Source organism: Paucibacter hankyongi (assembly GCF_037482915.1).
Lineage (GTDB): Bacteria > Pseudomonadota > Gammaproteobacteria > Burkholderiales > Burkholderiaceae_C > Paucibacter_A > Paucibacter_A hankyongi.
The window spans coordinates 397,485-411,993 of sequence record NZ_JBBHJX010000003.1 but is presented as its reverse complement, the minus strand read 5'-3'; the positions used below and the strand labels follow the sequence as shown (position 1 = coordinate 411,993).

General features: G+C 62.1%; 12 protein-coding genes. 3 read left to right on the top strand and 9 right to left on the bottom strand.

Annotated elements, in window-relative coordinates:
- Positions 1-11: 11 nt before the first annotated feature.
- From dnaJ to WG899_RS07760, 6 genes are all read right to left on the bottom strand, one after another.
- Positions 12-1,160, bottom strand: coding sequence for a molecular chaperone DnaJ (gene dnaJ / locus WG899_RS07785; RefSeq protein ID WP_263537031.1), 1,149 nt, complete (start codon positions 1,158-1,160; stop codon positions 12-14).
- Between the two features lie 129 nt (positions 1,161-1,289).
- On the bottom strand, positions 1,290-3,242 hold the full coding sequence (gene dnaK, locus WG899_RS07780) for a molecular chaperone DnaK (RefSeq protein WP_339595057.1): 1,953 nt from the start codon (positions 3,240-3,242) through the stop codon (positions 1,290-1,292).
- A gap of 127 nt (positions 3,243-3,369) precedes the next feature.
- Positions 3,370-3,885, bottom strand: coding sequence for a nucleotide exchange factor GrpE (gene grpE / locus WG899_RS07775; RefSeq protein WP_339595056.1), 516 nt, complete (start codon positions 3,883-3,885; stop codon positions 3,370-3,372).
- A 90-nt stretch (positions 3,886-3,975) separates the two neighbouring features.
- The gene (locus tag WG899_RS07770; protein WP_339595055.1) at positions 3,976-4,425 is read right to left on the bottom strand and encodes an RNA-binding S4 domain-containing protein; all 450 of its coding nucleotides are present in this window, start codon (positions 4,423-4,425) and stop codon (positions 3,976-3,978) included.
- A 25-nt stretch (positions 4,426-4,450) separates the two neighbouring features.
- Positions 4,451-5,875, bottom strand: coding sequence for a sensor histidine kinase (locus WG899_RS07765; RefSeq protein WP_339595156.1), 1,425 nt, complete (start codon positions 5,873-5,875; stop codon positions 4,451-4,453).
- 41 nt (positions 5,876-5,916) lie between these two features.
- Positions 5,917-6,603 (bottom strand): response regulator transcription factor, encoded by a 687-nt coding sequence (locus WG899_RS07760; RefSeq protein WP_339595054.1) that lies wholly within the window; start codon positions 6,601-6,603, stop codon positions 5,917-5,919.
- A 101-nt stretch (positions 6,604-6,704) separates the two neighbouring features.
- Between WG899_RS07760 and WG899_RS07755 the strand changes: the two genes are divergently transcribed.
- The 3 genes from WG899_RS07755 to WG899_RS07745 are packed head-to-tail and all read left to right on the top strand — an operon-like array spanning position 6,705 to position 9,712.
- On the top strand, positions 6,705-7,664 hold the full coding sequence (locus WG899_RS07755; protein WP_339595053.1) for a Bug family tripartite tricarboxylate transporter substrate binding protein: 960 nt from the start codon (positions 6,705-6,707) through the stop codon (positions 7,662-7,664).
- Between the two features lies 1 nt (position 7,665).
- Complete coding sequence (locus WG899_RS07750) at positions 7,666-8,178, top strand: tripartite tricarboxylate transporter TctB family protein (RefSeq protein WP_339595052.1); 513 nt, start codon at positions 7,666-7,668, stop codon at positions 8,176-8,178.
- A gap of 10 nt (positions 8,179-8,188) precedes the next feature.
- Positions 8,189-9,712: a tripartite tricarboxylate transporter permease gene (locus WG899_RS07745; RefSeq protein ID WP_339595051.1), complete on the top strand. Its 1,524-nt coding sequence runs from the start codon at positions 8,189-8,191 to the stop codon at positions 9,710-9,712.
- A gap of 44 nt (positions 9,713-9,756) precedes the next feature.
- Here the strand turns inward: WG899_RS07745 and hemH are convergent, their stop codons facing one another.
- The 3 genes from hemH to rpoD all read right to left on the bottom strand — a co-directional run bounded on the left by hemH (position 9,757) and on the right by rpoD (position 14,259).
- The gene (gene hemH, locus WG899_RS07740) at positions 9,757-10,851 is read right to left on the bottom strand and encodes a ferrochelatase (protein WP_339595050.1); all 1,095 of its coding nucleotides are present in this window, start codon (positions 10,849-10,851) and stop codon (positions 9,757-9,759) included.
- 31 nt (positions 10,852-10,882) lie between these two features.
- On the bottom strand, positions 10,883-11,851 hold the full coding sequence (locus WG899_RS07735; RefSeq protein WP_339595049.1) for an adenylate/guanylate cyclase domain-containing protein: 969 nt from the start codon (positions 11,849-11,851) through the stop codon (positions 10,883-10,885).
- Between the two features lie 179 nt (positions 11,852-12,030).
- Positions 12,031-14,259, bottom strand: a complete 2,229-nt coding sequence (rpoD, locus tag WG899_RS07730) for an RNA polymerase sigma factor RpoD (RefSeq protein ID WP_339595048.1) — start codon at positions 14,257-14,259, stop codon at positions 12,031-12,033.
- Positions 14,260-14,509 lie beyond the last annotated feature (250 nt).

Below are 14,509 nucleotides of genomic sequence, written 5' to 3'. Positions count from 1 at the left end.
GTGGACTTCGCTTACTTGAAGATGTCCTTGACCCGATCGGTCCAGCTCTTGGCATTGGGCGAGTGGCGCTCGCCGCCGTCACGGAAGGACTTGTCCAGCTCCTTCATCAGCTTGCGCTGGTGCTCGGTGAGCTTGACCGGCGTTTCCACGCTGATGTGGCAGTACAAATCGCCGGGGTAGCTGCTGCGCACCCCCTTGATGCCCTTGCCGCGCAGGCGGAAAGTCTTGCCGTGCTGGGTGCCCTCGGGCAATTCGATCTCGGCCTTACCGCCCAGCGTCGGCACTTCAATCGTGCCGCCCAGGGTGGCCGTGGTCAGGCCCACCGGCATGGTGCAGTGCAGATCGTCGCCGTCGCGCTCGAAGATCTCGTGTTGCTTGATGCGGATCTCGATGTAGAGGTCGCCCGCTGGGCCGCCGTTGACGCCGGGCTCACCATTGCCGGCCGAGCGGATGCGCATGCCTTCGTTGATGCCGGCCGGGATCTTGACTTCCAGCGTCTTGCTCTTCTTGACCTTGCCTTGGCCGTTACAGGCGGTGCAGGGGTCGGGAATGATCTTGCCGGTGCCGTGGCAGTGCGGGCAGGTTTGCTGCACTGAGAAGAAGCCCTGGCGCATATGCACCGTGCCCGAGCCATTGCAAGAGCCGCAGGTCTTGGCGCTGGTGCCGGGTTTGGCGCCTGAGCCGCCGCAGGTTTCGCAACCTTCCCAACTGGGAATGCGGATCTGCGACTCCTTGCCGCGCGCGGCTTCTTCCAGCGTGATCTCCATCGCATAGGACAGGTCGCTGCCACGGTAGACCTGCTGGCCGCCGCCACGGCGTCCTGCGCCGCCAGCTCCGCCATTGAAGATATCGCCAAAGATGTCGCCAAAGGCCTCTGCGAAGCCGCCGAAACCTTCCGCGCCTGGGCCGCCGCGGCCGCCCATATTCGGGTCGACACCGGCATGGCCGTATTGGTCATAGGCCGCGCGCTTTTGCGCGTCGGACAGCATTTCGTAGGCCTCTTTGACCTCCTTGAACTGCTCTTCGGCCTTCTTCGCACCCTCGCCCTGGTTGCGGTCCGGGTGGTACTTCATGGCCAGCTTGCGGTAGGCCTTTTTGATCTCGTCCTCGTTGGCGCTTTTGGCCAGGCCGAGAACTTCGTAATAGTCACGCTTTGCCATGGGCGGGGTCCGTGCTTGTCAAAACAACAGCGCCGCGTCGAGCGTGGGAGGCTTCACAAAACCTCTTGGCTGCGGCGCGGCGGCGAAACGCGGCCGGATCTTTACTTCAATCCGGCGCGCCTGAAGGACTTACTTGCTGTCCTTGACTTCCTTGAACTCGGCGTCGACGACGTTGTCGTCCGCAGGCTTGGCCGACGCTTGAGCGGCTTGCGGCTGCTCGGCGGCGCCTGCTGCAGCACCGGCTGCGGCTTGGGCGGCTTGCGACTCGGCATACACCTTCTCGCCCAGCTTCTGGCTGGCGGTCATCAGCGCTTCGGTCTTGGCTTCGATGTCGGCCTTGTCGTCGCCCTTGATGGCTTCTTCGGCATCCTTCAAGGCGGCTTCGATCTTCTCCTTCTCGCCGGCTTCGAGCTTGTCGCCATGCTCACCCAGGCTCTTGCGCACCGAGTGGATCATGCCGTCAGCCTGGTTGCGGGCTTGCACCAGTTCGACCTTCTTCTTGTCCTCGCCGGCGTTGGCTTCGGCGTCCTTGACCATCTTCTCGATCTCGGCCTCAGACAGACCGGAATTGGCCTTGATGGTGATCTTGTTTTCCTTGCCGGTGCCCTTGTCCTTGGCGCCGACGTGCAGGATGCCGTTGGCGTCGATGTCGAAGGACACTTCGATCTGCGGCGTGCCGCGCGGTGCCGGCGGGATGCCTTCCAGATTGAACTCGCCCAGGCTCTTGTTGCCGGAGGCCAGCTCACGCTCGCCTTGGTAGACCTTGATGGTCACGGCCGGCTGGTTGTCGTCGGCGGTGGAGAAGGTCTGGCTGAACTTGGTCGGGATGGTCGTGTTCTTGGCGATCATCTTGGTCATCACGCCACCCAGGGTTTCGATGCCCAGCGACAGCGGGGTCACGTCCAGCAGCAGCACGTCCTTGCGCTCGCCGCCCAGCACCTGGCCTTGAATCGCAGCGCCCACGGCCACGGCTTCGTCAGGGTTCACGTCGCGACGTGGCTCCTTGCCGAAGAACTCCTTGACCTTGTCTTGCACCTTGGGCATGCGGGTCATACCGCCGACCAAGATCACGTCATCGATGGCGCTGACGGCCACGCCAGCGTCCTTGATCGCGGTGCGGCAAGGGGCGATGGTGCGCTCGATCAGTTCGTCCACCAGCGACTCCAGCTTGGCGCGGGTCAGCTTGACGTTCAAGTGCTTGGGGCCGGTCGCGTCAGCGGTGATGTAAGGCAGGTTGACGTCGGTCTGGGCCGAGTTCGACAGCTCGATCTTGGCCTTTTCTGCGGCTTCCTTCAGGCGCTGCAGCGCCAGCACGTCCTTGGTCAGGTCCACGCCTTGTTCCTTCTTGAACTCGGCCACGATGTAGTCAATGATGCGCTGGTCGAAGTCTTCACCGCCCAGGAAGGTGTCGCCGTTGGTCGACAGCACTTCGAACTGCATTTCGCCGTCCACGTCAGCGATTTCAATGATGGAGACGTCAAACGTGCCGCCACCCAAGTCATACACCGCGATCTTGCGGTCGCCCTTGCCATGCTTGTCCAGGCCGAAGGCCAGGGCCGCAGCGGTAGGCTCGTTGATGATGCGCTTGACGTCCAGGCCGGCGATGCGGCCGGCGTCCTTGGTGGCTTGGCGCTGGGCGTCGTTGAAATAGGCCGGCACCGTGATCACGGCTTCCGTCACTTCTTCACCGAGGTAGTCCTCGGCGGTTTTCTTCATCTTGCGCAGGATTTCGGCCGAGACTTGCGGAGGGGCCAGCTTCTTGCCGCGCACATCTACCCAAGCGTCACCGTTGTCGGCAGCAGCGATGGTGTAGGGCATCAGGTCGATGTCCTTTTGCACTTCTTTCTCGCTGAACTTACGGCCGATCAGACGCTTGACGGCGTAGATGGTGTTCTTGGGGTTGGTGACGGCCTGGCGCTTGGCCGAGGCGCCGACCAGGATCTCGCCATCTTCTTGGTAAGCAATGATGGACGGGGTGGTGCGAGCGCCTTCGGCGTTCTCAATCACGCGCGTCGAGTTACCTTCCATGACGGCCACGCACGAGTTGGTGGTGCCCAAGTCAATACCGATGATCTTTCCCATATTCTTTCTCCTGAAGATTTGTCTGTGACCGGCGGGGCTCTGCGCTTGCTTGGCCGCCGCGGTCGTTCAAAAACTGATGCTTATAAGCTGTGGATAACTTCGAGGCTTTCAAGCCCCAGCAGCAAAATTATTTCGGCGCGGTGACCGTCACCAAGGCCGGGCGAAGCACGCGCTCGGCGATGGAATAGCCTTTTTGCAGCACCATCACCACGGTGTTGGGCTCTTGCTCGGCGGGCACCACCGAGATGGCTTGGTGCTGGTGCGGGTCGAACTTGGTGCCGGTAGCCGGGTTGATCTCCAACACCTTGTTGCGCTCCAGCGCGGAGGCCAGTTGGCGCTTGGTGGCGTGCACGCCTTCCAAAACGGTTTCAACCTTGGCGTCCGGCAGCGCAATCGCGGCTTCCATGCTGTCCATCACTGGCAGCATCGATTCGGCAAAAGACTCCACCGCAAATTTGCGGGCCTTGGCCATTTCTTCTTCCGAGCGGCGGCGGATGTTCTCAACTTCGGCCTTGGCGCGCAGGTAGGCGTCCGACATTTCCGCCAAACGGGCTTCCGTTTCGGCCAATTTGTCGACCGCTGGTGCGGCTGCGACCTCGTCGGGGATGTTTGGCTCTTGGGGTGGGGTATTGGATTGGGTCATGATGCAAAAAGAAGCAATGGCGCCCATATGAGCGCCACACCTGGGATTTCAAGAGGGCTTTTTGGAAGGATTGATGCGGAAATCCGTGAATTACTCTGCATCGGCGGCGGCTGACCAGCGATTCCAGTCCGACAAGCGGCGTCGGTCTTGCTTGGTCGGGCGGCCTTGCGCCAGGCTGTGGGCCGGCTCGGGCGCCAAGCGGCGGGCTTCGCTGAGCTTTTCGCGCAGCGCAAGGTTCTCCGGCGTTTCTTCATACAGCGCTTGCGCCTGCGGGGCCGGGCCACGAATATGGCTCAAACCTCGCACCCAAACTTCGCGTGGCACCTCGCCTTGGCGAAACTTTAGCAAGTCACCCAGCTTCAGCTCCCGCGAAGCCTTGGCGACTTGGCCGTTGACCTGCACCCGGCCGTGACCAATATCTTCGGCTGCCAGCGAGCGGGTCTTGTAGAACCGCGCGGCCCAGAGCCATTTATCCAGGCGCAGGCCTGCGTCTTGCGTGTCGGATTGAGACTTGGCGTTCGCGGACTTGGCGGATTTCATCGGGCGAGGTTTTCCTGGATTCGACTTACGGCACGCCAAGTTCGGGGTCACGCCCCGGTCCAGTGGCGCTCAAGGGCAGGTCGACGATGGCGTTCAAGCCCTCCATCTGAGCCCCATGGACCCGGTTTTCAAGGGCAATTTTTCCGCCCAGCGATTGCACAATGCCTTGGCAAATGGCCAAACCCAGGCCCGAGCCCTGACTGCCCGGCCCAGTGGCAAAAGGCAGAAACAGCCGGGCTTGCTGCGCGGCCGAGATGCCGGGGCCGGTGTCGGCAATCAGCAGCCGCGCCCAGGCGTCTGTTTTGCTGAGTGTGATGCGCAGGCTGCCGCCGCTGGGGCTGTGGGAGATTGCGTTGTGCAATAGATTCCGGGTCAGCTCGCGCAAGGCCCAGGCATGGCTGTCGACCCAGGCGGTTTCGGTTTCAATGTCGAAATCCAGTTGATGGTCGGCAATCAAGGGCGCCAGATCGAGCGCCACGTCGCGCGTCAATGCCGCCCAGTCCTGGGTCGGCAGGGGCTCCAACTCTTGGTGAAGCTGCTCCACCTTGGCCAGGGCCAGCATTTGATTGGCGACTTGGGTGGCCCGGCCGACGGTTTGGTCAATCTCCGCCAAGCCTTGCATCGCATCCACATCGCCAAGCCGCGCCGATTGCACTTGCAGCTTCAAGACTGCCAACGGTGTCTTCAGCTGGTGCGAGGCGTCGCGCACAAAGCGCTTTTGCGATTCGAGCAGATGAGACAGCCGCGCCACCACCTGATTGGTGGCTTCCACCAGCGGCTGCCATTCGCGTGGGGCATCGGGGGCTTGCACGGGGGACAAGTCATCCTCGGTGCGCTCTCGCAACTGCCGGCTCAAGCGCCGCACCGGCGCGGTGGCTCTTTGCACCACCACGACCACGACGACGCCAATCACCAAGACCAACAAGGCCTGGCGCCAGACGGTTTCGATCAAGATCTGGCGTGCCAGGGTGCGGCGTAGTTCCAGAGTCTCGGCCACTTGGATGGTCGCCATGCCCTGGCCGCTGGCGCCCGCCACCGGCTGCAAAAGCACCGCCATGCGCACCGGCTCGCCGCGAAACTCCGCATCAAAAAAGGTCACCAAAGCGGCATAAGGGCCTTGGTCGGGCAGCTTGCCCTGCCAGGCGGGCAGGTCCTCAAAGCCCGACACCATCTCACCGGCAAAGCCGCTGACGCGGTAATAAATGCGGCTGCGGTTGTCGGCTTCAAAAGGTTCCAAAGCCGAGTAGCTGAGCTTGGCCAGCAACTGCGGTTTGCCTCCGTCACTTCCGTCTTTGCTGCCGGCGCTGACTTCCAGCAATTCGCCAATCGACTTGGCCGTGGCCAGCAAGGTGCGGTCATAAGCGGTGTCGGCCGCTTGCAGCGCTTGGCGATACAGGCTGACGGTGTTGAAGCCAATCAAGAGCATCACTGGCAACAAGATGCCGACCATCAGCTGCCGGCGTAACGAACTGGCGCGGGGCAAGGAAGGGCTCACGCGGGCGCTTTCAGCAAATAGCCCAGGCCGCGCAGGCTGACCAGCTGAGCCCCGGTGGGCGCGATGCGTTTGCGCAGCCGGTAGGCCACCACCTCGATGGCTTCCAGCTGGACCTCACTCTCGCCGGGAAAAACCAGATCAAAGAGCCGCTCTTTGGCCATGGCGTGCCCTGGGCGGGCCAGCAAGGCGCGCAGCAAAGCACCTTCGCGGGGAGTCAACTCCAGCAACTGCTCTTGGTGGTAGACGGCGCCACTGTCGGCGTCTACCCGCATGCCGCAAAACATCGGTGCGGCCGAGGACGAAGCAAGCGTACCAACGTTGCCGCCAGCGCGTCGACCCAGGGCTTGAACGCGCGCCATCAGCTCGTCCAAGTCAAAAGGCTTGGGCAGATAGTCGTCGGCGCCGACATTCAGGCCCAAGATGCGGTCGCCCACGGTGCCGCGGGCGGTCAAGATCAGCACCGGTGTGCTCAAACCGGCTTTGCGGGCCTGCGCCAAGACGTCGAGTCCATCCACATGGGGCAGGCTCAAGTCCAAGAGCACCACATCCGGCAGGCTGGACTGCCAGCGCTGCAGGGCCAAAGCTCCGTCGGCGCAGGTCACCACCTGCAGGCCACGGCGCTCGAAACTGCGTGTGAGGCTCAGTTGCATGGCGGGGTCGTCTTCGATCAACAGCAGTTTCATGGGCGAATGATGGGCGGGTTTGTCCTAGGGTTTTGGACAGCGAACTGACAGGCTTGACGGCGACGATAGCGGGGCAGATCAATAAAACCGGAGACAAGCTGATGCGTCGCGATACCTTTTTGAAGTCCCTCGCTGCTCTCGCTGCTGTGGGCGCCTTGCCATTGTCGGCCCAAGCTGCCGCCAATTTGAAGATGATGATCCCGGCCAACCCCGGTGGCGGCTGGGACACCACCGGCCGTGCCTTGGGCAAGGCTTTGCAAGACGCCGGTCTGGCGTCCTCAGTGCAGTTCGAGAACAAGGGCGGTGCCGCCGGCGCCATCGGCCTGGCGCAGTTCGTCAACGCCGCCAAGGGTGACCCGAACGCCTTGATGGTGATGGGCGCGGTGATGTTGGGCGGCATCATCACCGGCAAGCCGCCGGTCAATCTGAGCCAGGCCACGCCGATTGCGCGCCTGACCACTGAATACAACGTCTTTGTGCTGCCGGCCAGCTCGCCTTTGAAGACCATGCAAGATGTGGTCGAGCAGATGAAGAAAGACCCCGGCAGCGTCAAGTGGGGCGGTGGCTCGCGCGGTTCGACCGAGCACATTGCGGCCGCCATGATTGCGCGCGCCACCGGCGTGGATGCGGCCAAGATCAACTACGTACCTTTCCGTGGCGGCGGTGAGGCCACAGCGGCCATCTTGGGCGGCAATGTCACCGTTGGCGGCAGTGGTTACTCCGAGTTTGCGCAGTACATCGAGAGCGGCAAGATGCGCGCGATTGCGGTGACGTCCGAGCAGCGCTTGAAGGGGGTCAATGTGCCCACGCTGCGTGAGATGGGTATCGATGTGGTGATCGGCAACTGGCGCGGCGTCTATGCCCCTCCGGGCATCAGCCCTGAACAGCAAAAAGCCCTGACTGGCTTGATCACGGCCGTGTTCAAGAACAAGAGCTGGATCGAGGCTCTGGAGAAGAACAACTGGACGCCGGCCTTGATGACCGGCAAGGCTTTTGCAGAGTTTGTGGACCAAGAGTTCGCAATGCTGCGCGCCATCATGGTCAAGTCCGGGATGATTTGAGATGACGGTGACTTCTTCCGCACAGCGCCACCAGTCGCTGGTGGGTGCTGGCGCCTTGGTCGTCGGCGCGCTGATGGCTTATGGCGCCACGTTCATCTCATCCGATGCCGGCTATGCAGGCATTGGCCCCAATGCCATGCCTTGGCTGGTCAGCGTGGTGCTGATGGTTTGTGGCGCTTGGTTGGTCTGGGAGGCGCGCACCGGCGGCTACCGCGAGATGGAAGTGCCTTCGGGAGCCGTGGACGCCGACTGGCGCGCGGCGGCTTTCGTGATCGCGGGCGTGGTGCTCAACGCTGCGCTGATCACGGTGATCGGCTTTGTGCTGGCCTGCTCCCTGTGCTTCACGCTTGCGGTGCGCGGCCTGCGCATGGCCGAAGGCCGCCCCGGCGGCAATCTGCGTCAATGCCTGTTGGACGGGCTGACCGGCCTGATCATCGCTGCGCCGGTGTTCTGGCTTTTCACCAAGCTGCTGGCCATCAATCTGCCTGGTTTGACCAGCTCCGGCTGGCTCTGAAAGACACACCATGGAACTTTGGAACCAGTTGCTGGGTGGCTTTGCCACGGCCGGCACTCCGATCAATTTGCTCTGGGCCTTTTTGGGCTGCGTGATCGGCACCGGTATCGGTGTATTGCCAGGGCTGGGCCCGGCGGTGACGGTAGCGATGTTGCTGCCCATCACCTCGCAGGTCGAACCGACCGCTTCGATGATTTTCTTCGCTGGCATTTACTACGGCGCCATGTATGGCGGCTCGACCACCTCGATCTTGCTGAACACTCCCGGTGAAACCGGCACCATGGTGACGGCGCTGGAAGGCTTCAAGATGGCCAAGAGTGGCCGTGCCGGTGCGGCCTTGGCCACCTCGGCGATCGGCTCCTTTGTGGCAGGCACCATCGCTACCGTGCTGGTCACGCTGTTTGCCCCGGTGATGGCCGACTTCGCCGTGACCTTAGGCCCCCCGGAATATTTCTGCCTGATGCTGCTGGCCTTCACCACCGTCAGCGCCGTGCTCGGCAAGAGTACCTTGCGCGGCATGACGGCGCTCTTCATCGGCTTGGCGATGGGCTTGGTGGGGCTGGATCAGATCACCGCCCAGGTGCGCTACACCGGCGGCATCCCCGAGTTCATGGACGGCATCGAAGTGGTGCTGGTGGCCGTTGGCCTGTTCGCCGTGGGAGAGACCTTGTACAACGTGATGTACGAGGGCCGCAGCACGCAAGAGATCAACAAGATGAGCTCGGTGCACATGACACGCAGCGAATGGCGTCGTTCTTGGCCCGCTTGGCTGCGCGGCACGGTGATTGGCTTCCCCTTCGGCACCATTCCCGCTGGCGGCTCGGAGATCCCGACTTTCCTGAGTTACGCCGCTGAGCGTAAGTTGTCCAAGCACCCACAGGAGTTCGGTACGGTCGGCGCCATTGAAGGCGTGGCGGGGCCCGAGGCCGCCAATAACGCTGCAGTCACCGCCACCCTGGTGCCGCTGTTGACGCTGGGCATCCCGACCTCGGTGACGGCGGCTATTTTGCTGAGCGCTTTGCAGAACTACGGCATCCAGGCCGGGCCGCAACTGTTCCAAACCTCGTCGACTTTGGTGTGGGCGCTGATCGCCTCGCTGTACATCGGCAATGTGATGCTCTTGGTGCTGAATCTGCCGATGGTGGGCCTGTGGGTGAAGCTTTTGAAGATCCCCAAGCCGCAGTTGTACGCCGGCATTCTGATCTTTGCGACCGTCGGGGTCTACGGCATGCGCCAGAGCTCCTTCGATCTGTTCTTGATGCTCTTGATCGGCCTCGTGGGCGTGGTGATGCGGCGCTTTGACTTCCCGACCGCGCCGGTGGTGGTGGGCATGATTCTGGGACCGATTGCTGAGGCTCAGTTCCGCAATGCGCTGTCGATTGGCGAGGGGCACTGGGGCGTCTTCCTGCAGCGCCCGATGTCGGTGGGCCTGCTGGTGATCGTCGCCTTGGTGCTGATCTTGCCGCGCGCCTGGCCTTGGGTGGTGCGCTGGCGCGAGGTGCGCTTGGCGGCGCAACGCAACGCCGCCCACTGAAGCTGACTGAACTGGGAGTGGCTCTGCGCAGCAGAGCCACTCCCTTAGTTGCTGGCGCCGAGGGCCAAAGCGCGTTCGCGCTGGCTCTGCAGTTCGGCAGTAGTCCGCGCCACGCTTTGCGTTGGCCAGCCTTGTAGATGACGCTCTGCCAGCGCGGTCAAGGCGCGCATGCCGGCTGGACTGTCGTTCAGGCAGGGGATGTAGCTGAAGTGGCTGCCACCGGCGTGCAGGAACGCTTCGCGCGCTTCCATGCTGATTTCTTCCAGCGTTTCCAGGCAGTCGGCGCTGAAGCCGGGGCAGATCACGGCCACGTTTTTGACGCCTTCGCTGGCCAGCTTCTTCAGCGTCGGCTCGGTGTAGGGCTCCAGCCATTTGGCTTTGCCAAAGCGGCTTTGGAAGGTGACGACATAGTCGGTCTTTTGCAGGCCCAGCGCTTCGGCGAGCAGGCGGCCGGTCTTCAGACATTCGCAGTGGTAGGGGTCGCCCAAGGCCAGGGTGCGCGCCGGCATGCCGTGAAAGCTCATCACCAGTCGCTCGGGCCGGCCATGTTCGGCCCAGTGGGCGCGCACGCTGTCGGCGAGTGCTGCGATGTACTGCGGGTCATCGTGGTAACGGTTGATGAAGCGCAGCTCGGGCAGATGACGAGTCTTCAGTGCCCAGTGCGCCACATCGTCCACCACGCTGGCCGTCGTGGCGCCGGAGTATTGCGGGTAAGCCGGCAGCACCAGGATGCGGGTGGCACCTTCGGCGCGCAAAGCGTTCAAGGTGTCGGCAATCGAGGGCGAGCCATAGCGCATGGCATAACGCACCGTCACAGCGTGTCCGCGTTCGCCCAAATAGCCTTGCAAGAGTTTCGATTGCTTTTCGGTCCAGACCTTCAGGGGCGAGCCCTCGGAGGTCCAGACACTGGCGTATTTGGCGGCCGACTTGGCCGGGCGCACTCGCAAGATGATGCCGTGCAGGATGGCCTTCCAGACGATGCGCGGGATTTCAACCACGCGCGGGTCGCTGAGAAATTGCGCCAAGTAGCGGCGCAGCGCGGGCGCCGTTGGGGCGTCGGGCGTCCCGAGATTGCAATAGAGCAGGGCGGTCTTGTTGGGGCTACCGTGGGTGTAGGGCGCTTCGGGGCGGGTGCTCATGCGTCGATGTCTATTCTTGTTTTTGGGCGGATCAGCCGCTGCGGGTTCTGGTGTGGCCAAAACCGAGCGGTTCGGTGTCCGCAAAATGCAGTACTTCGAAGCTGACCGTTGGCGAGGTGGCGTCCACCGGCGGACTACCCAGGCCGATGACGCCGCGGCCATGCAAAGTGCAGCTGCCGCGCTTCAAACTGATGATGTCGCCACTATTGCCGAAGCGCACATAGGTGCCGTTGTAGCTGAGGTCAGTGACTGAAAAACTGCCGCCGTGCCAGTCGATGCGCGCATGTGAGCGCGACACGCGTGCATCGGTGATGCAATAGGTCGCCTGCACACTGCGGCCCAGGATGATGGGCATGCTGTGGATGTCAAAGACCCGGTCCAGGTCCAGCCAAACCAGGCGGATGCCATCCGGTTCAATCGCTTGCTGCACTTCGCCGAATTGGGTGGCGACCACATCGCCTTGCATCGGTTGGTCCAGCACATGCACATGCACCGGCTCGGCGCGGCCGCGAATAGCGATCAGGTCCAGGCTGCGAAATCGCAGCTTCTTGCTGCTGGGCAAGCCGGCCAGAACTTCCGCCGTGATCAGCGTTTCGTTGTCACCGGCATGGTTGAGCAAACGGGCGGCCACATTGACGGCATCGCCGAAGCAGTCGCCATTCATTTCCACGACTTCACCGCGGGCCAGCGCCACTTGCATGCGCAAGGCGCGCAGGCCCGGCGAGGCGCCGTGCTGCTTGCCGCGAGCGACAACACGCTCCAGCATCTCATGCATCAACACGGCGGAGTTGACGCCGTCGCGGGGCGTCTCAAACACCGCCATCAAGCCGTCGCCCAGGGTCTTGATCAACTTGCCGCCACATTCGTCGACGGCTTGTCCAATCAGCCCCACGGTATGCGTGACCACCGAGGTGGCCTCAGCATTGCCAAGCGTTTCGAAAAGCGCTGTGCTGCCACGAAGATCGGCAAACAAAACAGTGCGTTCCCGGATTTGGGTCATGGCAAACGGCAAAGGCTTGGGCTGTGAAATTGTTGGCAGTGTAGCCGCGGCTTGGGATGGTCTTGCGCTGTGGGGTCAAGTCGGGCCAGCAAATGAAAAAAGGGGCTGGATTGCCCCAGCCCCTTTCGGGTGTTTAGCTTGGCGTGCAAGCCTTGATCAGAGGTCGCCTATTCGTCCAATCAGAGATTGTCCAGATACGTGCGCAGCTTGTCTGAACGGCTCGGGTGCTTGAGCTTGCGGATGGCCTTGGCTTCGATTTGGCGGATGCGCTCGCGGGTGACGTCGAATTGCTTGCCGACTTCTTCCAGCGTGTGGTCCGTGCTCATTTCGATACCGAAGCGCATGCGCAGCACCTTGGCTTCGCGCGGAGTCAGGCTGTCGAGGATGTCCTTCACCACATCGCGCAGGCCGGCTTGCATCGCTGCTTCGATCGGCGCGGTGTTGTTGGTGTCCTCGATGAAGTCGCCCAAGTGGCTGTCGTCATCATCACCGATTGGCGTTTCCATGGAGATCGGCTCTTTGGCGATCTTCATGATCTTGCGGATCTTGTCCTCGGGGATCTCCATCTTCTCGGCCAGGGTCGGCGCATCGGGCTCGAAGCCGAATTCCTGCAAATGCTGGCGCGAGATGCGGTTCATCTTGTTGATCGTTTCGATCATGTGCACCGGGATACGGATGGTGCGGGCCTGATCGGCGATCGAACGGGTGATGGCCTGACGAATCCACCAAGTGGCGTAGGTCGAGAACTTATAGCCGCGACGGTATTCGAACTTGTCCACCGCCTTCATCAGGCCGATATTGCCTTCCTGGATCAAGTCCAGGAACTGCAGGCCACGGTTGGTGTACTTCTTGGCGATGGAGATCACGAGACGCAAGTTGGCCTCGATCATTTCCTTCTTGGCGTCGCGCGAGGCCTTTTCGCCCTCGTTCATCTTCTTGTTGATGTCCTTGAGGTCATCAATCGGCACGACGGCCTTGCTCTGGATGTCGATCAGCTTTTGCTGCAGCTCTTGCACCGGCGGCAAGTTGCGCGCCAGCACATTGGAGTAAGGCTTGCCGGCGGCGACTTCCTTCTCGGCCCAGGCGCGGTTCAGCGCATTGGGCGGGAAGGTCTTGATGAAGTACTCCTGCGGCATGCCGCATTTGTCCACCACGATCTTGCGCAGCTCGCGCTCGTAGCGGCGCACATCGTCCACTTGTGAGCGCAGCAGATCGCAGAGCTTTTCAATCGTCTTGACGGTGAAGCGGATGGTCATCAGCTCGGCGCTGATGGCTTGCTGGGCCTTGTTGTAAGTGGCCGACTTGTAGCCGTCCTTCTCAAAGGCCTTGCGCATCTTGTCGAAGTTGACGGCCAACGAGTCCAGCTTGACCAGCGCGGCGTTCTTCAGCTCTTCCAGCTTCTTGGTCAGGGCTTTGGAGCCGCCATTGCCGTCGTCGTCGTCTTCTTCGTCGAATTCGTCGAAGTCTTCTTCGGCCACATAGTCGTCGGCCTCATCGGCGGCGACGAAGCCGTCCACCACTTCCGAGATGGTCTTCTCGCCGGCGCGGATCTTGTCGGCCAGGTCGATGATGTGGGCGATGGTGGTGGGCGAGGCCGAGATGGCCAGCATCATGGCTTGCAAGCCGCCTTCGATGCGCTTGGCGATTTCGATTTCGCCTTCGCGGGTCAGCAGTTCGACCGTGCCCATTTCGCGCATATACATGCGCACCGGGTCGGTCGTGCGACCGAATTCCGAATCCACGGTGGACAGGGCGGCTTCGGCGGCTTCTTCGGCTTCTTCTTCCGTCGAAGTGGCGGTGGCGCTGCCCTGGATCAGCAGGGTGGCGGCGTCAGGTGCCTGCTCGTAGACCGCGATGCCCATGTCGTTCAACATGGAAATAATGGCCTCGAGGATTTCCTCGTTGACCAGCTTTTCGGGCAAGTGGTCGTTGATTTCCTGGTGCGTCAGGAAACCGCGCGTCTTACCCATCTTGATCAGGGTCTTCAGCTCATTGCGGCGCTTGGCGGCTTCTTCTTCCGTCAGCGCTGTTTCTTCCAGACCGAATTCGCGCATCAGCGCGCGTTCCTTGGCCCGCGAGACCTTCATGCGCAGCGGCTTGGCCTTGGGCTTGTCTTCGGCGGCTTCGGTCACCTCAGCGTCAGCCTCCGGTTCGCCTTCAAGGTCGGCCTCGAGGTCGGAGAAGTCTTCTTCCTCCACCTCAGCCTTGGCCTTGCCAGCGGGCTTCTTGGATTCGGTAGCTGCCTTCGGCTTGCGGCCGCGCTTGGGCTTGTCTTCGCCGCCGGCGTCTGCCTCGGCAGCAGCCTTGGGGGCCTTGACGGCTTTCACGGCTTTCACGGCCTTGGCAGCGGGCTTCTTGAGCTCTTCAGTCTCGGCGGTGGCGGTGGGCGCGGTCTTCTTGGCAGTCATGCAGATCCTCGGGTGAAAGTTGGGCGGCGGGCCGGTGAGGGATTCGAAAAATATTTCTTGAACGGATCAAGCGAGCAATGCAGCAGCCACCTGGGGCCGTTTACTGCGCTTTTCAAGGCGAAGCTCGGCCCAGGTGGCATTCATACGCCCGGAGCATGGCTGAAAAACAACCCGTTCCAAGCGCGGCGCGTCCAAGTTAGCGTGAACGTTTGAGTCTGCAAACTTGGCGGATACAGGTGGCCTTGATACC